Source organism: Vibrio galatheae, from assembly GCF_000967545.1.
In the GTDB taxonomy this organism is placed as follows: domain Bacteria; phylum Pseudomonadota; class Gammaproteobacteria; order Enterobacterales; family Vibrionaceae; genus Vibrio; species Vibrio galatheae.
Window position 1 is genome coordinate 72863 of record NZ_JXXV01000025.1, and the last position, 21859, is coordinate 94721.

22 protein-coding genes and 1 other RNA gene are annotated in these 21859 nt (G+C 46.2%); 17 read left to right on the forward strand and 6 right to left on the reverse strand.

Translation table 11 applies throughout. The features are described from left to right. Positions 1-95: 95 nt before the first annotated feature. Together TW81_RS14015 and zapG are read right to left on the reverse strand one after the other, a co-directional pair. Positions 96-1463 carry a DegQ family serine endoprotease gene (locus tag TW81_RS14015; RefSeq protein ID WP_045956353.1) on the reverse strand — a complete coding sequence of 456 codons (1368 nt, stop codon included), beginning with the start codon at positions 1461-1463 and terminating at the stop codon, positions 96-98. Positions 1464-1586: 123 nt separating this feature from the next. Continuing rightward, a complete protein-coding gene (zapG, locus tag TW81_RS14020) occupies positions 1587-2045 on the reverse strand; it encodes a Z-ring associated protein ZapG (protein ID WP_045956354.1) in 459 nt (152 codons plus the stop codon). Between the two features lie 152 nt (positions 2046-2197). Here zapG and zapE point away from each other — a divergent pair, with 152 nt between their 5' ends. The 8 genes from zapE to sspB all read left to right on the forward strand — a co-directional run bounded on the left by zapE (position 2198) and on the right by sspB (position 8531). After that, the gene (gene zapE / locus TW81_RS14025) at positions 2198-3304 is read left to right on the forward strand and encodes a cell division protein ZapE (RefSeq protein WP_045956355.1); all 1107 of its coding nucleotides are present in this window, start codon (positions 2198-2200) and stop codon (positions 3302-3304) included. 244 nt (positions 3305-3548) lie between these two features. After that, positions 3549-3977: a 50S ribosomal protein L13 gene (gene rplM / locus TW81_RS14030; protein ID WP_045956356.1), complete on the forward strand. Its 429-nt coding sequence runs from the start codon at positions 3549-3551 to the stop codon at positions 3975-3977. A 15-nt stretch (positions 3978-3992) separates the two neighbouring features. Next, on the forward strand, positions 3993-4385 hold the full coding sequence (gene rpsI / locus TW81_RS14035; protein ID WP_004415472.1) for a 30S ribosomal protein S9: 393 nt from the start codon (positions 3993-3995) through the stop codon (positions 4383-4385). A gap of 329 nt (positions 4386-4714) precedes the next feature. Beyond that, positions 4715-5308, forward strand: coding sequence for a ubiquinol-cytochrome c reductase iron-sulfur subunit (petA, locus tag TW81_RS14040; RefSeq protein ID WP_045956357.1), 594 nt, complete (start codon positions 4715-4717; stop codon positions 5306-5308). Then, complete coding sequence (locus TW81_RS14045) at positions 5308-6573, forward strand: cytochrome b (RefSeq protein WP_045956358.1); 1266 nt, start codon at positions 5308-5310, stop codon at positions 6571-6573. The genes petA and TW81_RS14045 overlap by 1 nt, the downstream gene beginning before the upstream one ends. Then, positions 6570-7307, forward strand: coding sequence for a cytochrome c1 (locus TW81_RS14050; RefSeq protein WP_045956359.1), 738 nt, complete (start codon positions 6570-6572; stop codon positions 7305-7307). The genes TW81_RS14045 and TW81_RS14050 overlap by 4 nt, the downstream gene beginning before the upstream one ends. 97 nt (positions 7308-7404) lie before the next feature. Next, positions 7405-8040 carry a stringent starvation protein SspA gene (sspA, locus tag TW81_RS14055; protein WP_045956360.1) on the forward strand — a complete coding sequence of 212 codons (636 nt, stop codon included), beginning with the start codon at positions 7405-7407 and terminating at the stop codon, positions 8038-8040. Between the two features lie 11 nt (positions 8041-8051). Beyond that, a complete protein-coding gene (gene sspB, locus TW81_RS14060; RefSeq protein WP_045956361.1) occupies positions 8052-8531 on the forward strand; it encodes a ClpXP protease specificity-enhancing factor in 480 nt (159 codons plus the stop codon). 48 nt (positions 8532-8579) lie between these two features. Here sspB and TW81_RS14065 read toward each other — a convergent pair whose 3' ends face one another. The 4 genes from TW81_RS14065 to TW81_RS14080 are packed head-to-tail and all read right to left on the reverse strand — an operon-like array spanning position 8580 to position 11910. Continuing rightward, the gene (locus TW81_RS14065) at positions 8580-9146 is read right to left on the reverse strand and encodes a BON domain-containing protein (protein ID WP_045956362.1); all 567 of its coding nucleotides are present in this window, start codon (positions 9144-9146) and stop codon (positions 8580-8582) included. Between the two features lie 3 nt (positions 9147-9149). Next, positions 9150-9740 (reverse strand): phosphoheptose isomerase, encoded by a 591-nt coding sequence (locus tag TW81_RS14070; protein WP_045956363.1) that lies wholly within the window; start codon positions 9738-9740, stop codon positions 9150-9152. Positions 9741-9743: 3 nt separating this feature from the next. Next, complete coding sequence (locus TW81_RS14075) at positions 9744-10109, reverse strand: YraN family protein (RefSeq protein ID WP_084715915.1); 366 nt, start codon at positions 10107-10109, stop codon at positions 9744-9746. Continuing rightward, complete coding sequence (locus TW81_RS14080; RefSeq protein ID WP_045956364.1) at positions 10096-11910, reverse strand: penicillin-binding protein activator; 1815 nt, start codon at positions 11908-11910, stop codon at positions 10096-10098. The genes TW81_RS14075 and TW81_RS14080 overlap by 14 nt, the downstream gene beginning before the upstream one ends. A gap of 63 nt (positions 11911-11973) precedes the next feature. Between TW81_RS14080 and rsmI the strand changes: the two genes are divergently transcribed. The 9 genes from rsmI (at position 11974) to murD (ending at position 21859) form a co-directional block, all read left to right on the forward strand. Further along, positions 11974-12837 (forward strand): 16S rRNA (cytidine(1402)-2'-O)-methyltransferase, encoded by an 864-nt coding sequence (gene rsmI, locus TW81_RS14085; protein WP_045956365.1) that lies wholly within the window; start codon positions 11974-11976, stop codon positions 12835-12837. Between the two features lie 140 nt (positions 12838-12977). After that, positions 12978-13419: RNase P RNA component class A (rnpB, locus tag TW81_RS18875), an RNA gene on the forward strand. 183 nt (positions 13420-13602) lie between these two features. Then, a complete protein-coding gene (gene rsmH / locus TW81_RS14090; RefSeq protein WP_045956366.1) occupies positions 13603-14553 on the forward strand; it encodes a 16S rRNA (cytosine(1402)-N(4))-methyltransferase RsmH in 951 nt (316 codons plus the stop codon). Positions 14554-14557: 4 nt separating this feature from the next. Further along, on the forward strand, positions 14558-14875 hold the full coding sequence (gene ftsL / locus TW81_RS14095) for a cell division protein FtsL (RefSeq protein ID WP_045956367.1): 318 nt from the start codon (positions 14558-14560) through the stop codon (positions 14873-14875). Continuing rightward, positions 14872-16593, forward strand: coding sequence for a penicillin-binding transpeptidase domain-containing protein (locus TW81_RS14100; RefSeq protein ID WP_045956368.1), 1722 nt, complete (start codon positions 14872-14874; stop codon positions 16591-16593). The genes ftsL and TW81_RS14100 overlap by 4 nt, the downstream gene beginning before the upstream one ends. A gap of 11 nt (positions 16594-16604) precedes the next feature. After that, on the forward strand, positions 16605-18089 hold the full coding sequence (gene murE / locus TW81_RS14105; protein WP_045956369.1) for a UDP-N-acetylmuramoyl-L-alanyl-D-glutamate--2,6-diaminopimelate ligase: 1485 nt from the start codon (positions 16605-16607) through the stop codon (positions 18087-18089). Further along, positions 18086-19444, forward strand: coding sequence for a UDP-N-acetylmuramoyl-tripeptide--D-alanyl-D-alanine ligase (murF, locus tag TW81_RS14110; RefSeq protein WP_045956370.1), 1359 nt, complete (start codon positions 18086-18088; stop codon positions 19442-19444). Before murE ends, murF begins: the two co-directional genes overlap by 4 nt. Beyond that, the gene (gene mraY / locus TW81_RS14115; protein WP_045956371.1) at positions 19441-20523 is read left to right on the forward strand and encodes a phospho-N-acetylmuramoyl-pentapeptide-transferase; all 1083 of its coding nucleotides are present in this window, start codon (positions 19441-19443) and stop codon (positions 20521-20523) included. The genes murF and mraY overlap by 4 nt, the downstream gene beginning before the upstream one ends. Before the next feature lie 13 nt (positions 20524-20536). Then, complete coding sequence (murD, locus tag TW81_RS14120; protein WP_045956372.1) at positions 20537-21859, forward strand: UDP-N-acetylmuramoyl-L-alanine--D-glutamate ligase; 1323 nt, start codon at positions 20537-20539, stop codon at positions 21857-21859.

Genomic DNA, 21859 nt, shown 5'->3' on the forward strand with positions numbered 1-21859 from the left:
TTGGTGAAGAATAGCATTAGATGAGAAAATAACAAAAGGACAGCGTTTGATGCCGCTGTCCTTTTAAAGCGATATCGCGTTTTTAGCTAAGCTAATTAGCGAATAACAAGATAAATACTTCGTTCGCCACGCTGGATATTGAGTGCTAGTACACCGGATTGTTTTTCAACCACTTTTCTAAAGTCGGCTAAATTTTTCACCCGTTGACGGTTCACACCAATAATGATGTCCCCTTTTTGCAATTGGTACGCTTCCGCATTGGAACCTTCTTCTACGTCGCTGACTTTAACCCCTTGCACCTTATCACTGGCATTGGTATTGGTCAGTTGAGATCCTGATAAGCCGTCGTGTAGCTTGTCGGCCGTGGTCTTGATGTTGGTTTGTTCTCCTAGTGTGACATCATAAGAGCTTTGTTTGCCGTCACGGATCACACCAAGCGTAATTTTTTTACCTGCGCCTAAGGTGGCGACTTTCGCCCGTAGCTCACTAAAAGAGTTAATCTCTTTGCCGTTAACGGAAACAATCACGTCACCGGCTTCAAGTCCGGCTTTATCCGCTGCGCTATCGGGGACTACTTGACTAACAAAGGCACCTTTACTCGATTCATAACCTAGCGCTTCAGCCAGTTCCGACGTGATTTCTCCGCCCTGCACACCGAGCATGCCGCGTTTCACCTCACCAAATTCAAGAATTTGGTTGGTGAGATTGTTCATCATGTTAGACGGAATTGCGAAGCCAATACCGACGTTGCCACCGTTTGGTCCCAAAATAGCGGTGTTGATGCCAATTAGTTCACCATTGAGGTTAACTAGTGCGCCACCTGAATTACCACTGTTGATTGCCGCGTCGGTTTGAATAAAGTTTTCAAAGTTTTCTAGATTCAACCCGCTACGACCGAGTGCAGAGACTATCCCTGATGTGACGGTCTGACCTAGGCCGAATGGGTTACCAATCGCTACTGTGAAATCACCAACGCGCAGTTTATCTGAGTCTGCGATTTTAATCTCAGTTAGGTTCTTAGCTTGCTCTAATTTGACCAGTGCAATGTCCGACATTTGGTCGCCACCGACCAATTCCGCATCGTATTCACGACCATCGCGTAGTTTGACTCGTATCTTCTCCGCGCCATTAATGACGTGATAGTTGGTTACAATGTAGCCTTGATCAGCATCGATAATGACACCTGATCCTAAGCCTCTGAATGGGCGCTCTTGGAGCTGTTCGGCTGGGAAGTCAGGGCCGAAGAAAAAGCGAAACTGATCTGGGATTCGTTGTTTAGAAACTTGAGTGCCCTCAACTGAGATACTGACAACCGCGGGTGTCACTTTCTCAAGCATTGGAGCGAGACTGGGGAGCTGTTCGCCATCAACCATAAAAGGCAAAGCGGCCGTAGCCTGCATTGGTGTGATGATTGAACTTAGGCTTAAAGATAGAACGGTTAATGCAAGCAAAGGTTTTTTCATCGGAAACTCCTCGTTAGTTAAGGACCTATCTCTGAAATTGGTTCAAAAAAACAAATTTCAATGGTCACTTGCAGGAGTTATGACTCAAAAACCTTTGCAAAGTTCAGCAAATATAGATTGCAATTATGACGCTTTCGCCGATACCACGTCTTGAGAATCTAAAATCTCTTTTTTCTGTTCTTTCAGCAAGCCAGTAGAACCAGATGCATAATCTTTTGGCGCTTCGCTTAGAGGCGCTAGATCGATGTCGTGGTGTATCTCTGATTCGTCAGTCGATTTCTGGGTAATCTTTTTCACAAATGGGTTATCTTGATCTGGGATATTCGGTAACAGCTCCGAAGAGGTCTTCGCCATTTGTTGGTACAGCTTAGTGTACTCTTTTCCGAGTGAATCCAGCATTTCCGCCGTTTGAGCAAAATGATCGGCAAGATCTTGTTTTTGCTGTTCTAATTCAAACTTGGCATTCTCTAGATCTTTTTGCACGCTCTTTTGTTTTTTGTAACCAGGCGTTGTTAAGCGAGAAATGACGACTCCCAACACTGCACCGATAAGCAAACCTACAAGGGCATAAATCCAAGGCATAATTGCTCCTTATCATTGTTATTTAACATGTTTTTTACTGGTTAGTTACACATGTTCAAATCACATGGTACTATGAGAACTTAAGCCAATAAAGAAAAATGCATGTGCTCTACATAGCAGTTTGACAGTCTTCTTGAGTAGGTAAAGAAGCAATGACCCCATTAGAAATTTATAACAACGATATAAAACAGCATGGTTTTCAAAAGGATGCTGCGCAGCTACAAGCGGTTTCGGCGCTTGATAAGCTCTATCATGAATTTATTGACTATATCAATACACCAGTCGAGCAGTCCGTAGGATGGAAAAGCTGGTTTGTGAAAAAGCAATCTAAGAAGGCTCAATCCCCAAAAGGACTCTACTTTTGGGGAGGAGTAGGGCGCGGTAAAACTTATCTGATGGATACTTTTTTTGAGGCTTTGCCAACAGACAAAAAGATGCGCGTTCATTTTCACCGATTTATGTATCGCGTCCATGATGAGTTAAATGGATTGGGTGATGTTAATGATCCACTAGAGCTGGTGGCTGATAAATTTAAAGCGGAAGCGGAGATCATCTGTTTTGATGAGTTTTTTGTCTCTGACATCACCGATGCCATGATTCTGGGGACGCTATTCCAAGCGTTGTTTAAGCGTGGAGTTATTTTGGTCGCAACGTCCAATATTCCTCCTGAAGATCTATATCGCAATGGTTTGCAACGCGCGCGATTCTTACCTGCGATCGCGCTGATTCAAGAAAATTGTCAAATATTGAATGTTGATAGTGGTATTGATTATCGCTTGCGCACGTTGGAGCAGGCTGAAATCTACCACTCCCCACTTGATGAACAAGCGAATAGAAACTTACGCCACTACTATGAGCAGCTAGTTGGTGAAGGCAAAGCCGCGTTGAGTACGATTGAAATCAACCATCGTGAAATCGCCATCATTCAAGCGTCAGACGGGGTATTGCACGCGAGCTTTGAACAATTATGCCAGTCGGCACGTAGCCAAAATGACTATATTGAGATTTCTCGCCTCTACCATACAGTGCTGCTCTCCGATGTTAGATTGATGGATAGAAGCATTGATGATGCGGCAAGACGTTTTATTGCCTTAGTTGATGAGTTCTATGAACGTCATGTCAAATTGATCATTTCCGCAGAGGTGCCTTTAGATAGCTTATATGCGGGAGGGCAACTTGAGTTCGAATTTAAACGCTGTCAGTCCCGTTTGATTGAAATGCAAAGCCATGATTATTTGGCGAAAGAACATTTGGCTTAACCTAGGCTGGCGTGCGTTGGTCTGAATAAAAAAATGAAATTTTCATACGAAAAAAGGTGATTTTTTCAACTGACTTCTCTATAATCCTGCGACCCACCGTTACTGCAGACCTTATTATCGAAGGTATTTCGACATAACGGGTCGAGAGTGCCAACCACTCGAAGGGGTGTTGACTGGACTCTTAGTCAGTGGGAGCGAAAGCTCCTTAAGTGTAAATTTAATTATTGAACGGGTTATTATTAGCATGAAAACTTTCGTTGCTAAACCAGAAACTGTAAAACGCGACTGGTACGTTGTAGACGCTGAAGGTAAAACTCTTGGCCGTCTAGCAAGTGAAATTGCATCTCGCCTACGTGGCAAACACAAAGCTGAATACACTCCACACTGTGACACTGGTGATTACATCATCGTTGTTAACGCGGAGAAAGTTACTGTAACTGGTAACAAGGCTAAAGGTAAGATTTACCACCGTCACTCTGAATTCCCAGGCGGCCTAAAATCAATCAGCTTCGAGAAGCTAATTGATCGTAAGCCTGAGATGGCTCTTGAACTAGCAGTTAAAGGTATGCTACCACGTGGTCCTCTTGGCCGTGCTATGTACCGTAAGCTGAAAGTTTACGCTGGCGCTGAGCACAACCATGCTGCTCAACAACCACAAGTACTAGACATCTAATCGGGGATTTCGAAAATGGCAGATAATCAATACTACGGTACTGGCCGTCGCAAAAGCTCAGCTGCACGTGTTTTTGTTAAACCAGGTAGCGGCAACATCGTAATCAACAAGCGTAGCCTTGATGAGTACTTCGGTCGCCCAACTTCTCGCATGGTTGTTAAACAGCCTCTAGAGCTAGTTGAACTAACTGAGAAACTAGACCTATACGTTACTGTTAAAGGTGGCGGTATTTCAGGTCAAGCAGGTGCTATCCGTCACGGTATCACACGTGCTCTAATGGAATACGATGAGTCTCTACGTCCTACTCTACGTGCTGCGGGTTACGTTACTCGTGACGCTCGTTGCGTTGAACGTAAGAAAGTTGGTCTACGTAAAGCACGTCGTCGTCCACAGTTCTCTAAGCGTTAATCTTTTTTCGAAAAGATTCGCTTCCAATATTTATATTGGAACGTGGTACCAAAAGCCTGGCTTATCGCCAGGCTTTTTTGTTTTTGTCGATTTAAAAAGTCCTTTCCCTGCGCTACTTATCGTTTGATTTCTCTCACTTAACCTCCTTTTGTGACCTCATAGGCGATTCGCCTCACAAATGTTACAAAAAGGTAGCTTTATCTTGTCAAAAAGTAGGGTTTTATTTATCATTTGCCATCAAATAAATACAACTAAATTCGTATTTTGTTAGCCATGCTCTTTAAGCGGAATAACAATAATCCACAAGGAGCAAATGGGAGAATGTTTGGATGAGCAATGCGCCTTTAAATAACGGTCGCAGACGTTTCTTAACCGCAACAACAGCTGTTGTTGGTGGTTTGGGAGCAGCTGCTGTCGCCGTTCCTTTTATAAAATCTTGGAACCCAAGTGAAAAAGCCAAAGCTGCGGGTGCCCCTGTTGAAGTTGATATCGGTAAACTTGAAGAAGGGCAAATGGTACGCGTCGAATGGCGTGGCAAGCCTGTTTGGGTTGTACGCCGTGCACAAACTGTAGTTGAAGGGCTAAAAGCGATTGACGGTCAATTACGCGATCCGTCATCCGGTGAAGAACAACAACCAACTTATGCTCAGAATGCTTATCGCTCAATCAAGCCTGAATATTTTGTTGCAGTCGGTATCTGTACTCACCTTGGTTGTTCTCCAACCTATTTGCCTGACAGTTTTAGCGAACAAGTTCAGGGTGTTAAGTCAGGTTTCTTCTGTCCATGTCACGGCTCTAAGTTCGACATGGCCGGACGTGTATTCCAAGGCGTTCCAGCGCCACTAAACCTAGTTGTTCCAAAACACATGTATTTAAGCGATACACGAATCCTTATCGGTGTTGACGAAGAAGGGGAGGCATAATGCAAGCTCTACTTGATTGGGTAGAAAAACGCATACCCGCAATGAATGCGTACAAGAAGCACCTTTCTGAGTATCCGATGCCGAAGAACTTCAACTTCTGGTATCTATTTGGCTCACTAGCGATGCTTGTTTTGGTAAACCAAATCCTGACGGGTATTTGGCTTACTATGAACTATGTACCATCAGGTGATGGTGCCTTTGCGTCAATTGAATACATCATGCGTGATGTTGAATACGGTTGGCTACTTCGCTACATGCATTCGACTGGTGCATCAGCTTTCTTCGTGGTTGTTTACTTGCATATGTTCCGTGGTCTTATCTACGGTTCATACCAGAAACCACGTGAGCTACTGTGGATCTTTGGCATGCTAATCTTCCTTGTGTTGATGGCGGAAGCATTCATGGGTTACCTACTTCCATGGGGACAAATGTCTTACTGGGGTGCTCAGGTAATCATTTCTCTATTTGGTGCGATCCCTGTCATCGGTGATGACCTAACACTATGGATTCGTGGTGACTACGTTATCTCAGGTGCGACACTGAACCGTTTTTTTGCCTTGCACGTAATCGCATTGCCAATCGTACTGCTGCTATTGATTGTTTTACACGTTCTAGCATTGCATGAGGTAGGTTCAAACAACCCTGACGGCATCGACACTAAGCTGCCTAAAGGTTCAATGGGCGACGATTACAAAACTCAGTTCAAGTTCCATGATGACTACACCAAGAAGTATGACATCATTGACTCTATTCCTTTCCATCCATACGGTACGGTTAAGGATATGGTTGGTGTCGCAGGATTCTTGTTCTTGTTCTGTTATGTTCTGCTCTTCAACCCAGAGATGGGAGGCTACTTCCTAGAGCCGCCTAACTTTGAAGCAGCAAACCCACTGAAAACACCTGAGCACATAGCTCCTGTATGGTATTTCACACCGTTCTACGCGATTTTGCGTGCGGTTCCAGACAAGCTAATCGGTGTGATCGCGATGGGTGCTTCGATTGCGGTTCTATTCGTACTGCCTTGGCTAGACCGTTGTCGTGTGCGTTCTTACCGCTACCGTAGTAAGTTCCATTTATTTAATATCATCCAGTTCACGATCAGCTTTATCGCGTTGGGTATTCTTGGTGCGCTACCAGCAACACCGACCTACACGCTATTGGCTCAGATCTTCAGCTTAGCTTACTTCATGTTCTTTGTATTGCTGTACTTCTACAGTAAGAACGAAGCGACTAAGCCACTACCAGAAAGGGTGACATTCAAATGAAAAAATGGATTGTAATTTTATTTGCAATGCTGCCTTCATTGGCAATGGCAGCGGGTGCGAACGTACCACTTGATAAAGCAAACAATGACCTGGGTGATCAAGCATCACTGCAAAACGGTGCGAAACTGTTCATGAACTACTGTTTCGGCTGTCACTCAGCGCAATATCAACGTTACGAGCGTGTTGCTCGCGACATTGGTATTCCTCTCGATCTGCTTAAAGAAAACCTCATCTTCAACCCTGAAGCAAAAGTGGGTGATTTGATGGAGAACGCGATTCCTGAGACGTCAGCGGCGAAGTGGTTCGGTGCTCCACCACCAGATCTTACCTTAGTCGCTCGTGTTCGTGGTACAGATTGGTTATACACCTACTTACGTTCATTCTACGAAGATCCAAGTCGTCCGTTTGGCGTTAACAACATTGTTTTCCCAAGTGTTGGTATGCCTCACGTGCTAGAAGAGCTACAGGGTATTCCTAAGCCAGTTTTCGAAACTCATATGGTTGACGGCAAAGAAGTTAAAAAAGTGGTTGGCGTACAATCAAGTGGTACTGGTGAGCTCAACAGCGATGAGTACGATGATGCAGTACGTGACCTAGTGAACTTCTTAGAGTACTCAGGCGACCCAGTGAAACTAGAGCGTCATGCGCTTGGTTGGTGGGTAATGGCGTTCTTAGTGATCTTCACTATTGTCGTTGTGCTTCTCAAGAAAGAGTATTGGCGTGATGTGCACTAATTGTGCTATCATGCCGTGCTAATTCCGATTTTTTAAACTTAACAATGGAGGCTTAGCCTCCATTGTTTTTATATTTGTAAGTGTGCTGGAGGGCTCCATGGCTGTAGCTGCCAATAAACGTTCTGTGATGACTCTATTTTCAAGTGCATCTGATATGTATAGCCATCAGGTACGTATTGTTCTAGCTGAGAAAGGTGTAAGTGTCGAAGTAGAGCTTGTCGATGAAGCAAATCTACCTGCTGAACTTATCGAGCTTAACCCGTATAAGACAGTACCAACGTTAGTTGACCGTGAACTAGCGCTTTATGACTCCAAGATCATCATGGAATACTTAGATGAGCGTTTCCCTCATCCACCATTGATGCCTGTTTACCCGGTCGCTCGTGGTAATAGCCGCCTAATGATCTTCCGTATTGAGAAGAACTGGTACACGCTTGCTGAAAAAGTAGTGAAAGGTAATGCTGAAGAAGCGGAAGCAGCACGTAATAAATTGCGTAATGACTTGCTAACTCTTGGACCAGTGTTTGCTGAATACGAATACTTCATGAGCGAAGAGTTCAGCCTAATTGACTGTTACTTAGCTCCGCTATTGTGGCGTCTACCTCAACTTGGTATCGAACTGGTTGGTCCTGGCTCTAAAGAGCTGAAAGTTTACATGAACCGCGTATTTGAGCGTGATTCATTCCTTGCTTCTTTAACGGAAGCTGAGCGTGAAATGCGTTTGGTTCGTTAATCGGCGAGAAGATGGATAACGTAAATATGACACCACGCCGACCATATATGCTTCGTGCATTTTATGATTGGCTGGTGGATAACGATTTGACACCTCACTTGGTGGTGGAAGCGGATTTACCAGGCGTTCGAGTTCCAGTCGAATTTGTTCAAGACGGCCAAATTATTCTCAATATTGCTCCTAGAGCAGTCGGTAATTTGGAACTGGGCAATGAAGCGATAACTTTCAATGCTCGCTTTAGTGGTCGTCCTCACTCTGTTATTGTCCCTTTGTATGCCGTTCAAGCTATCTATGCACGTGAAAACGGTGCAGGTACTATGTTTGAGCCTGAAGAGGCTTATATGGCTGAATATGAAGAAGACGATATGCAAGGTGGAGATCAGCCGTTAACGGTTGCAACAGAACTTGAGCCAGAAACAGTGGATTCCAACTTGTCTGGCGATGAACCGCCAAGACCGAAAGGTAGACCAAGCCTCAGAGTCATCAAATAATAAAAAAGCAGCACTGAGTGCTGCTTTTTTGTCTTTTCTGCCTAGAGCTTATTCTTGATAGAAAGCTCGAACAACCTGCTTTACTCCTGAAATATTGCGCGCAATATCCGTGGCAATATCTGCATGTTGTTGTGACACATATCCCAGCAAGAACACTTCTCTATCTTCAGTAATCACCTTGATTTTGATACTGCTTAGCTCTGAGTTAGCCAATAAAGCTGATTTAACTTTGGTCGTAATCCAACTATCTTGGCTAATTTGACCAACCGACAATGGTGGCTTAACACGTAACTGGTTATGAACTTGATCAACCCCTTTGATATCACGAACACGGCTTTCGACGTCACGTTTTAGCTGTTCGGTACTGGCTTGGCCGATTAAGACAACGGTTCCATTGTAAGAGCTTGCTGATACGCGGGCATTACCGTAAAACGGTGCTTTGTTTGCGATGCCAGCGACTTCCAGTTCGATACTGTTGTCGTTCCAGATTTCTTGAGTTGTTCGCGGGTCGATAACTATGCTAGCCGTGGTTGCTGCGCCGGCAACAAATAGCCCGGCACATCCGGTTAAGCTAAGTGCACATAATGAGAGAACAATGCCTTTGACTATCTTCATTTCTTACTCTTCATGAGCTGGGAACAGGACTTGGTCGATAAGATCGCACAAGCAATGCAGAGTCACCATGTGCACTTCGTGAATTCTTGCTGTTCTGTGAGATGGAATGCGGATCTCGACATCATTCTCACCAAGCAGGCCGGCCATTTCACCACCATCTTTACCTGTGAGGGCAATAATAGTCATGTCACGTGTTACAGCCGCTTCCATTGCTTTAATGATGTTCTTGCTGTTACCACTGGTTGAAACCGCTAACAGGATATCTCCTGTCTGGCCAAAAGCGCGTACTTGCTTGGAAAAGATTTCTTCGTAGTGATAGTCATTGGCAACGGCGGTTAAAGTGGTATTGTCGGCAGTTAAAGCCATACCAGGGAGGCTTGGACGCTCAGTTTCAAAACGGTTGAGCAAGCAAGAAACAAACTGTTGAGCGTTCGAAGATGAACCACCATTACCACAGCATAGAATTTTATTACCGTTGAGTAAGCTGGCTACCATAGCTTGCGCTGCGTGGGTGATAGCGTCTGGCAGTGCCTCTGCTGCTGCGATTTGAATTTGAATACTTTCTGTAAAGCTGTCTTTAATGCTATCTAGCATCGATTATCCTTGAGTAATTGCGTTTTTAATCCACTCGATTTGCTCGCCTTGCTGATGTATAGCGACAAGGTCAAAGCGAAAGTCGCTTGAATAGACAGATAAGCCTTGTTTGCCTAACCACAAGGTCGCAGCCTTGATGAGCTTCTTCATCTTGCTTGCGGTCACCGTTTCTGCAGCATGTCCATAGGCTTGGTTTTTTCGATAGCGAACTTCAACGAAAACAATCGTCTCTCCATCACTCATGATGAGATCAAGTTCACCGCCTTTGATATGGAAGTTTCTCTCAATTGGCGCCAAGCCGCAACTGATTAGATATTTTTCAGCTGCGACTTCATAGTGTTGCCCCTGCGCTCTTTTACTCAGCAGCACCGTACTCTGCCCAACTGATTTCTCGTTGAACGATGCAGTCAGCGTTGATGCTCAGTACGCCAGTATTGCCCTCAACCGTATAATCGTTGACGACTTTCATCTGCGGTAAATGTTCCATCAGGCGATAAGCGTCCATACCAAGGGCTTGTAGTCGTTTTTCAGCGTTCGAGTCTTTTGGCCAAAGCTGGTCCATCTGAGCCTTGAGTGCGGCATCAGGTTGAATTAGTAGTGGGATATCACTATACATCACGCCCGTGAGGTCTTCGTACTGCTGACGGCCGCTATTACTACGTGAGTTTGAATATAGCTTTGGCGGTGTAGTGTCTGGATTAATCGCCACCTCAATAAATGGCTTAATCAAGGTGAGCTCAGAGCCATTTGCCACTATGTATACCGCATCGATATCTCGGCGGCTTCGTGGTTGGCTTTCCAGTGGAATATCTAGCAGTGCTTCCATTTGCGCGATATGTTGCTGGCTATCTTGCAAGCCAAAGACTTTATTGATGTCGCGTTGCAGTTGACGTTTATCGCCAAACAAGTTTACAGCAACTTTGTTGTCACTGTGCTGTTGCCACTCTTGTTCAAATGCTTCGACAACGCGCGAGCCCAAACGACCTTGTGGTGCAAGGATTAACGGATATTGATAGCCTTGTTGTGCTAGGTGCTTAGCCGCTTGTGCCACTTCCTGTTCAGGCGAGAGTGCTAGGTAACAGGTATTGTTGCCGATTTGAATCTCATCTGGAATGTTAAGCGCCAGTGTTGGCAGTGGATTGGTAAAGTTTGCTTGAGCTTGTTGCAGTTTTTCAATATTGCTCTTAAGTAAAGGGCCAACGATTGAATCAATCTGCTTTTCTACCAGTGTTGCCTCAAGCTTTTCCACCGACTCGGTATTGGTGTCAATAACCGTCAATGTGGCATTTTCGTCGCGCTCGTTGTCATTCATCATGGCAAGAATAAAGCCATCGCGAATCAGTTGAGCTTGCTTGGCAAACTTACCAGACAGAGGCAGCAATAACGCGGTGTTGACTGGCTTTATGATCTCCAACGCGAGAATATCACTCACAGCTTGCGGTGTGTTTAAAGCGGCTGGATGGGTTGGATTATCCACAAACCATTGCTCAAGGCTTGATTTAAGCTGAGGAAGGTTGTTAGACAAGGTTTTGCTATAGCCTGAAACTTCGAGCCAACCAGCCATAACAGGATCGGTTTCTCGCTGCTTAAATGAAGCGATTTGCTGCGCAGTGTATTGGTTTAGGTTGTTCCAAATCCCCTGGGCAACGAACGCCTGTTCGCTTTCTGGCAAGTAACGGCTACTTAGCGACAGTTCACGAGCCGCGTTGAAAAAATCACCTTGCTTAGTAAACAACGCTGAACGTAGCTGGTGATAGCTTAACCACTGATCTTCGCCTAGCTGCCAGCTCGGTTGAAAATTAAGCGCTTGTAGTGCCTCCGAGTGTTCACCTTGAGCAATCAGGAGATCTGCACGAGCTAGTTGCCATTCTGCTTGCTGCATCTCAGTTAGCGACTGGCGGGCGAGTCTTTTGATCAGCAGTTGAGCTTGAACCGAATCGCCAGCATCAACCGATGCTTTTAATGCCATGATTAACCAATCATTTTGCAAGCTACCTTGGCTACTGTCCGCTCGCATCAGGTACGTTTGTACTGATTGGTTCGGATCTAAGGTAATATCGACACTTCGCGGCGTCTGGGGAGCAGAAGAACACGCTGCCAATGTGACAGCAAGTGCTACAGGAGTCAGTAAGCGTGTTACACTTAGACGCTTGTGGTTATTCATGGCCATGAGTTCTTTATTAATTCCGTATAAGATTGTGTCTATATTAATCGTTGAAGTGATGGTAAACAAATGACAGATAACAAAACCTTACCAACTGAGGTTCCGACCCTCTATATCGTTCCTACGCCAATTGGCAATTTAGGCGATATAACGCAACGAGCAATCGATGTTTTAACCAACGTTGATCTCGTTGCTGCTGAAGATACTCGTCATACTGGTAAGTTATTGTCTCACTTCGGTATCCAAACTAAAACATTTGCTCTCCATGATCATAACGAACAACAAAAAGCGCAAGTCTTAGTCGACAAATTGTTAGCTGGGCACTCTATTGCATTAGTTTCTGATGCGGGAACCCCATTAATTAGTGATCCAGGTTATCATCTTGTGACTCAGTGTCGTCAAGCGGGCGTAAAAGTTGTGCCATTACCTGGTGCATGTGCCGTTATTACTGCTCTTAGTGCCTCGGGTCTACCTTCTGATCGTTTCAGTTTTGAGGGTTTTTTACCTGCCAAGAGTAAAGGCCGAAAGGATAAGTTTTTAGAGATCGCCAAAGTGGAGCGTACATGCGTATTTTACGAATCCCCGCACCGCATTTTGGATTCATTAGACGATATGCTTGAAATCCTTGGCCCAGAGCGAGAAGTTGTTCTTGCCCGTGAGTTAACTAAGACTTTCGAAACGATACAAGGCATGCCACTTGGAGAGTTGGTTGAATGGGTAAAATCGGACTCCAATCAACAGCGTGGTGAAATGGCATTGCTGATTCATGGCTACCGTTCGACAGACGATGACTCGATTGCTGAGGAAGTGAAGCGTACGCTGGCAATTTTGACCAAAGAACTGCCACTTAAGAAGGCCGCAGCTATGACGGCTGAAATCTACAATTTGAAGAAGAACGCCCTCTATAAATGGGGATTGGAAAATCTAGATTAACCAATTTGCTATTAAGGCTGAAGCTGAGTCACTTTGGCTTATTTGTTCTTCGGCTGTTTTTTCGCCACTTAACTCGTCGATTGCAGCAATTCTGTGATCTCGCTAGACACTTAGCGCTTAACTCTATACAATCCGCCCTCGGAGCTGACTGGGTAGTCGCTGCTTTGTTGATGTCCTTCGGGAGACTGACGTTGAGGTCCTTTTGGAAACTGACGTTGACGTCCTTCGGGAGACTGACAAAGGGGAGGAAAGTCCGGGCTTCATAGAGCAAGGTGCCAGGTAACGCCTGGGGGGCGCAAGCCTACGACAAGTGCAGCAGAGAGAAGACCGCCGATGGCCCCTACTTTCGGGTAGTGGTGCACAGGTAAGGGTGAAAGGGTGCGGTAAGAGCGCACCGGACAACTAGTAATAGTTTGTAGCAGGGTAAACTCCACCTGAAGCAAGACCAAATAGGCCTCCACATTGCGTTGCTCGCGTAAGGAGGCGGGTAGGTTGCTCGAGCCAGTGAGTGATTGCTGGCCTAGACGAATGGCTACCGCCGCGCAAGCGGAACAGAACCCGGCTTATGTGTCGGCTCCACCTATTCGAGACCCATCGTAACTTTGTTATGATGGGTTTTTTGCTTTTAATTGACCAAATTTATTTTTGAAGCATTAAACTTAGCGCAAAATCACGTGTTCTCACTCGCTAGTGGTGGCGATAAGCCATTAAATCAGTACACTGGAGAGTCTGAATTCGTCAATGCGTCAGCCACATGAGATAACTATGACCGAAGCATTTAAACACATATCTGTACTCCTTCATGAATCGATCGATGGTTTAGCCATTAAACCAGACGGCATATACATTGATGGTACATTCGGTCGTGGTGGGCATAGCCGCACGATTCTCTCAAAGCTCGGTGAAAATGGTCGACTGTATAGTATCGACCGCGACCCTCAAGCAATTGCTGAAGCCAACAAAATCAAAGACCCACGTTTTACGATTATTCATGGCCCGTTTTCTGGTATGGCCGAGTACGCCGCTCAGTATGGTTTAGTCGGAAAAGTCGATGGTGTATTACTTGATCTCGGTGTTTCGTCACCTCAGTTGGATGACGCCGAACGTGGTTTCAGCTTTATGAAAGACGGTCCACTTGATATGCGTATGGACCCAACCTCAGGCATTCCGGTTTCTCAATGGTTAATGGAAGCTGATCTCGACGATATTACTTGGGTGATTCGTGAATTTGGTGAAGATAAGCACGCGCGCCGTATTGCTAAAGCGATTGTTGCGTACCGTGAAAACGAAGAAAACGAACCGCTTACCCGCACAGGTCAGCTCGCTAAGCTGATCTCCGAAGCCGCACCAAAAAGCTTTAAAGAGAAAAAGCATCCGGCCACTAGGTCATTCCAAGCGTTTCGTATCTACATCAACAGTGAACTCGAAGAGATAGACACTGCACTTAAGGGCGCAGCCAGCATTCTCGCCCCGCAAGGTCGCTTGTCTGTGATTAGTTTTCACTCCTTAGAGGATAGAATGGTTAAGCGTTTTATCCGTAAGGAAAGTAAAGGTCCTGAAGTGCCACATGGCATTCCAATGACAGAAGAGCAAATCAAAGCGCTCGGCAGTGCCAATCTAAAGCTGGTGGGTAAAGCGATTAAACCATCACAACAAGAAGTCGAAGAGAATACGCGCTCACGTAGCTCAGTTCTCCGTCTAGCTGAAAAACTGTAATATTATGAATCACTCTGCGCCCAACCTCGCTAAATTGATTGCACTCGATCTATTGAGTGTCGGTCGCGTCCCATTGATCTTATTGGTACTGATATTTAGTAGTGCGATGGGCGTTGTTTTTACCACGCACCACACTCGTCAAGCGGTGACTGAAAAAGATCAGGCGCTTGTCGAGCGTGAAAGACTCGATAATGAGTGGCGTAATTTATTAATCGAAGAGACAGCGCTCGCAGAACATAGCCGAGTTCAAGCGGTAGCAAAAAACGAGCTTGAGATGAAACGTCCCGATTCAGATAAAGAAGTTATCATTAACCTTCCATGAGCAAGAAAACTCCCCCGGTCGAGCCTAAAGATCAGCAGCCAACGACTTTAATTCGTTGGCGATTCTACGTGGTACTCTTTTTTGTCTTGTGCGCTTTTGCTGCATTGGCGGGGCGTATCGCTTACATTCAAATTGTTGAGCCTGATAATTTGATTAAAGAGGGTGACCTGCGCTCGATTCGTGCTAAAACTCTTCATTCGGCACGTGGCATTATTTCTGACCGCAATGGCGAACCGCTGGCTGTTAGTGTGCCAGTGGAGGCCGTATGGGCGGATCCAGTCGCTATTTTTAAAGCGGGTGGCCTACAAGATATTGATCGTTGGCATGCTTTGGCGGACGTTCTGGGTCTAAAGCGCCAAGGACTGATCGAGAAAATCAATCGCAACAAAACTAAACGATTTATCTATCTGCAGCGTCAGGTGAGCCCGGCGATGGCTCACTATATTCGCGAATTAAAGTTATCGGGTATCGGACTAAAAGCGGAGTCTCGACGTTACTATCCTGCAGGGGAAGTTAGTGCTCACTTGGTTGGTGTGACAGGTATTGACGGTCACGGTTTAGAGGGCGTTGAGCGTAGTTATGATAAGTGGTTAACAGGCGAAGCGGGTAAGCGCATTATCCGTAAAGATCGTTATGGGCGCGTCGTTGAAAACATCTCGCTTGAAGAGCGTGAAGAAGGCAAACCGCTAGAGCTGACCATAGATCAACGTCTTCAGGCGATCGCCTACCGGGCAATTAAGCAGGCGGTGGCAGACCACCGCGCAACTTCTGGCTCGGCGGTTATTTTGGATGTGAAAACAGGTGCTGTGCTGGCAATGGTTAATGCACCGTCATACAACCCTAACAACCGTTCTGACCTGCAATCCGCCAAAATGCGTAATCGAGTGATTACCGATGCCTTTGAGCCGGGCTCCACTGTTAAGCCATTTGTGGTACTTGCTGCGCTGGAAAATGGTACCGCAGATGACAATACCATTATCGACACTGGAAACGGCATCATGCAAATTGGTGGAAGTCGAGTACGTGATACCTCAAAAGTGGGCAAAGCCGATTTGACCACGATTTTGAAAAAGTCGAGTAACATCGGCGTGGCAAACCTTGCACTAGAAATGCCGCTTGAAGCCTTGCTCGGCATGTATAGCTCGGTTGGGTTTGGCGAAGTATCCGGGCTCAATTTGGTTGGTGAAACCCAAGGTATATTCCCAAATCGACGTCGTTGGTCTAAGTTTGAAATCGCGACGCTTTCCTTTGGGTACGGGTTAACCATAACACCACTTCAACTTGCGCATGCCTACGCGACGTTAGGTAATCTAGGCAAGTATCAGCCCGTTCATATCATAGAGAATAATCAGCAAGATTTTTCTAAGCAGGTTATTGACCGTAATAACGCACAAAAAGTGCTAACCATGCTTGAAACCGTAACCCAACCCGGAGGCACCGCAACCAAAGCCGCCGTTCCTGGCTACCGTGTTGCAGCAAAAACCGGTACCTCGCGTAAAGCCATTGCGGGTGGTTATGGTGACGAATATTTTGCTTATACCGCGGGAGTCGCACCAGCGAGCGATCCGCGAGTCGCACTCGTTGTGGTGGTGAACGAGCCGCAAGGTGACAGCTACTATGGTGGCTCGGTAGCCGGCCCTGTATTTGCCGAAATTTTAAAGGGTACGCTGCAAATTCTTAATGTCGCACCTGATGAAAACAAATTTAAACAAGATTAAGTGAGTTTACTATGTCGAAGGAACTGACCTTAGCGGTACTACTTTCTCCATGGTTAGACATCTCTAGCCAACATGAAGCGAGCATAGTTGTTCAGAGCCTTGAATTAGATAGCCGAAAAGTTGCCACGGGCTCAACCTTTGTGGCAATTAAAGGCCATGCTCTTGATGGACGGCGCTTTATTGCGTCTGCTATTGAGCAAGGCGCAAACGCCGTTATTGCAGACGCTTGCGAATCTCACCCACATGGAGAGCTGACCCTTGTCGATGGTGTCCCCGTCGTTTACCTAGATGATCTCACCAGTCACTTATCGGCATTGGCGCAGCGTCTTTATCCGTTAAGTCATAACAAGCTTATCGCTGTCACGGGAACCAATGGTAAAACCACCATCACTCAGTTGATCGCTCAATGGTTAGAATTGGTCGAGAAAAAAGCGGCGGTGATGGGAACGACAGGAAATGGTTTTCTTGCAGCTCTGCAAGTTGCGCAAAATACCACAGGGAATGCGATCGAAGTTCAACAAACCCTTGCTCAACTTGAGCAACAAGGGGCGGACTTTACTGCTTTGGAAATCTCTTCTCATGGTTTAGTTCAAGGCCGAGTGAAAGCGTTGGAGTTTGAAGTTGGCGCATTTTCAAACTTAAGTCGCGATCATTTAGATTATCACGGGACAATGGAAGAATACGCTGAAGCTAAGTTCTCTCTATTTAGCCAGCACCTGTGTCATCATGCGGTGATTAATATTGACGATCCTGTAGGAAGAACTTGGTTCGAGCACCTTGACTCTGCCATTGCGGTGTCATTGACGCCTAGTCGTGAGTCACGCGCGGTTTGGGCACAGCAAGTCAGTTATTCTGAAGCGGGGATTAGCCTTGCATTCAATGGGTTTTATGGTGCAGGCCGGTTTACCGTTCCCTTGATTGGCGAGTTCAATGCCAGCAATGTATTACTGGCAATGACAGTGCTACTTAGCCTCGGCATTGATAAACAGCAGTTACTTGAAACTGCCAGCTCTTTAAAGCCCGTTTTAGGTCGCATGGAGTTGTTTGCTACTGAAGGTAAAGCCAAGGTTGTAGTTGATTACGCACACACACCGGACGCATTAGAAAAAGCGTTGCAAGCTCTGCGCGTACATTGCCAAGGCAAACTGTGGGCGATTTTTGGTTGCGGTGGTGACCGTGATACAGGCAAGCGACCTATGATGGCTCGTATTGGCGAACAACTTGCCGACAACATTATCCTCACCGATGACAATCCGCGCAGCGAATCCCCACAAGCGATAGTGCAAGATATGCTAAAGGGCGTAATGGAACCTAGCCTTGTGACTGTTGAGCACAATCGTTTTGATGCCCTGAAATATGCATTGGACAACAGCAGTACTGACGACATTATTCTCCTTGCAGGTAAAGGCCACGAGGATTATCAAGTGATGGCTGAGCAAACTATTCACTATTCAGACCGCGAGTCTGCGGCATTGCTACTGGAGCTAGGATTATGATTTCACTAATGTTGAGCCAAATAGCACCGGCTTTAGATGCGGAGTTAGTGGGAAATGACCGAGTGATTAGCTCTGTTTCGACAGACACACGTGCTATTGAACCGGGTGCTTTGTTTGTTGCCTTAGTCGGAGAGCGGTTTGACGCGCATGACTTTGTCTCACAAGCGATTGAATCCGGCGCCGGCGCCCTGTTGGTCAGCCGTCCTGTCGAAGCGGATGTACCGCAACTGATTGTGAAAGACAGCAAAATCGCCTTGGGTCAATTAGGTGCGTTAGTTCACCAGACTTGCTTAACACCAACCGTCGCGATCACAGGCAGTTGTGGCAAGACTACGGTCAAAGAGATGGTTGCCAGTATCATGGATCAGAAAGGGCAGGTACTGTTTACCGCCGGAAACTTCAATAACGACATTGGCGTGCCGCTGACTTTATTGCGTTCAACCCCAGACGATGACTACGCTGTGATTGAAATGGGCGCAAACCATATCGGTGAAATCGCATATACCACGCAACTTGTTCAGCCTGATGTCGCCTTGGTGAATAACGTCGCGGCTGCTCATCTAGAGGGCTTTGGTTCAATAGATGGTGTAAAGCAAGCCAAAGGCGAGATTTACCAAGGCTTAAAAGCGGGGGCTGTGGCGATTGTTAATCTCGACAGCAACGGTGGAGAGTATTGGCAAGGCGTATTGGCAGATAAGCGGGTCAAAACTTTCTCTGTGCATGATTCGTCGGCTGACTACTTTGCACAAGATATTACAGTTAATGAACTTGGCGAAGCGCAATTTACGCTAATCACACCAGTAGGCAATATTGCATTGAAATTGGCTATTATTGGCCAACACAATGTTGCCAACGCTTTATCTGCATCGGCGCTGGCTATTGAACTGGGCGCTTCTCTTGAGATGATTCAGTCCGGACTGGCGAAATTAGCCAAGGTCAAAGGTCGAGTCGAACTGGTGAAGTTGAGCGAGACGGTTAAACTGATCGACGACAGCTACAATGCTAGCGTGCCTGCTATGAAAGCTGCTGCTGATCTACTGGCTGGCTTTGAAGGCATTCGCTGGCTAATTTTGGGCAATATGGCTGAGTTAGGTGATGAAAGTCTTGCACTTCACCGCCAAGTCGGACAACATGCTGCCCCATTCAAATTTGAACATGTGCTTACTTATGGTGCTGATGCAAAGGCGATCAGTACTGAGTGTGGTGGACTTCATTTTGATGATCACCAAAGCATGATTGATTATATAAAACAGCAGATTGAACAGCATCAACAACCGCAAACACTGTTAGTCAAAGGCGCTAACAGTGCAGGTATGAGTAAAATTGCTGCTGCTGTCAAGGAGATGTATTCATGATTATTTGGCTCGCCGAGCTGCTCCAGCCATATTTTTCATTCTTCCGACTGTTCGAATACCTATCGTTTCGTGCAATTGTTAGTGTTCTAACTGCATTAGGTATTTCGCTATGGATGGGGCCTATCATGATCAGACGTTTGCAGTTATTGCAAATTGGTCAGGTGGTGCGTAACGAAGGCCCAGAATCCCATTTTAGTAAACGTGGTACACCAACTATGGGTGGTATCATGATTCTAACGGCGATTGTCACGACCGTATTGTTGTGGACCGATTTGTCCAACCCTTATGTATGGGCGGTGCTAGCTGTTTTGATTGGCTACGGCGCGGTGGGATTTGTCGATGACTATCGTAAAGTTGTGCGTAAAAATACCGACGGGCTTATCGCACGTTGGAAATACTTCTGGCAGTCTGCCATTGCTTTGGTCGTTGCGTTCGCACTTTATGCGCACGGCAAAGATACTGCAGCGACTCAGCTCGTGGTGCCCTTCTTTAAAGAAGTGATGCCGCAGCTAGGCCTACTGTACATTGTTCTTACTTACTTCGTGATAGTGGGGACGAGTAATGCGGTTAACTTAACCGATGGTCTAGATGGACTAGCCATCATGCCTACGGTGCTTGTTTCTGCAGGCTTTGCGGCAATTGCTTGGGCAACGGGCAATATTCAATTTGCTAACTACTTACATATTCCCTATATCCCTCAAGCGTCTGAACTTGTCGTGGTCTGTACTGCCATTGTCGGCGCTGGGCTTGGCTTCTTGTGGTTCAATACTTACCCTGCTCAAGTGTTTATGGGGGATGTGGGTTCATTAGCACTGGGTGGTGCGCTCGGCACTATTGCTGTATTGGTTCGACAAGAATTTGTCTTGGTGATTATGGGCGGTGTTTTCGTCATGGAAACTCTGTCGGTTATCTTGCAGGTGGGTTCATACAAGTTGCGTGGTCAACGTATCTTCCGCATGGCACCGATTCATCATCACTATGAGTTGAAAGGCTGGCCGGAGCCACGGGTTATCGTCCGCTTCTGGATTATCTCCATCGTGCTGGTTCTTATTGGCCTAGCCACACTCAAGGTTCGTTAAGGAAGATTGCACCATGACCATGGATCACTGGCAAGGTATCAATAAAGTGGTGGTAGTAGGGCTCGGTATGACTGGGCTCTCTGTCGTGAACCATTTGCAAAAGCTAGCCAAATCACTGGATATTCGCGTGATCGATACTCGTGACAATCCTCCCGGTAGTGGTGATTTACCTCAAGGAGTGATGCTGCATTCTGGCGGCTGGAATCAAGAGTGGTTAATGGCTGCCGATCTGGTTGTAACTAATCCAGGTATTGCGCTTGCTTTGGATGAAATTCAGCAGGTAGCTAACGCAGGTATTCCCGTAGTGGGAGACATCGAGCTGTTTGCTTGGCAAGTGCGTAAACCTGTTATTGCTATAACGGGCTCTAATGGTAAGAGTACTGTTACCGATTGGACCGGGCAAGTGGCGAAAGCAACAGGACTGACGGTTGGTGTCGGTGGTAACATCGGTGTTCCGGCATTAGATCTTCTTGAGCAAGATGCAGACCTTTATGTGCTGGAGTTATCGAGTTTCCAACTGGAAACAACTAAGTCATTAGCCCCGGTAGCGGCTGCATTTCTCAACTTGTCTGAAGATCATATGGATCGCTACCAAGGCATGGAAGACTATCGCCAAGCCAAATTGCGTATTTTCAGTCACGCACATTCGTGCATTGTCAACGCGGATGACAGTCAAACCTACCCTGATCAAGCCAAGCATTTAGTTGAGTTTAGCCTGAATCAGCAGGCTCGTTTCTCTGTGGTTAATCAAGCTAATGGCGAGTATTTGGCCATTGATGGTAAAGCCGTCTGTGCCACGAACGAGCTTTCTTTGGTAGGTCGCCATAATGTCGCCAATGCGTTGGTCGTGTTAGCGCTGCTCACTGAAGCTGGCGTTGATGTTAATTCTGGGCTGTGTGCACTTAAGTCATATGCTGGTTTAACCCATCGCTGCCAAGTTGTCGCGGATAAACAAGGCATAAAGTGGGTTAATGACTCAAAAGCAACCAATGTGGCAAGTACTCTGGCCGCACTGGCTGGCTTAGAGTTAGCGGGCAAGTTGTACTTGCTTGTTGGTGGAGTGGGGAAAGGGGCTGATTTTACTGACCTAAGGCCGATTTTAAACACACTCAATGTGCAGTTGTGTTGTTTTGGTCAAGATGGTGATCAGTTTATGCCGCTACACAACAGCGCAAAACGTTTTGACACTATGCACGAAATTATCCATTGGGTTGCCACTCAGGTCTCTTCCGGTGATATGGTGTTATTGTCTCCGGCTTGTGCGAGCTTCGATCAATTTGATAATTTTATGGCTCGCGGCGACACCTTTACTGAGCTTGCAAAAGCCTACGCTTAA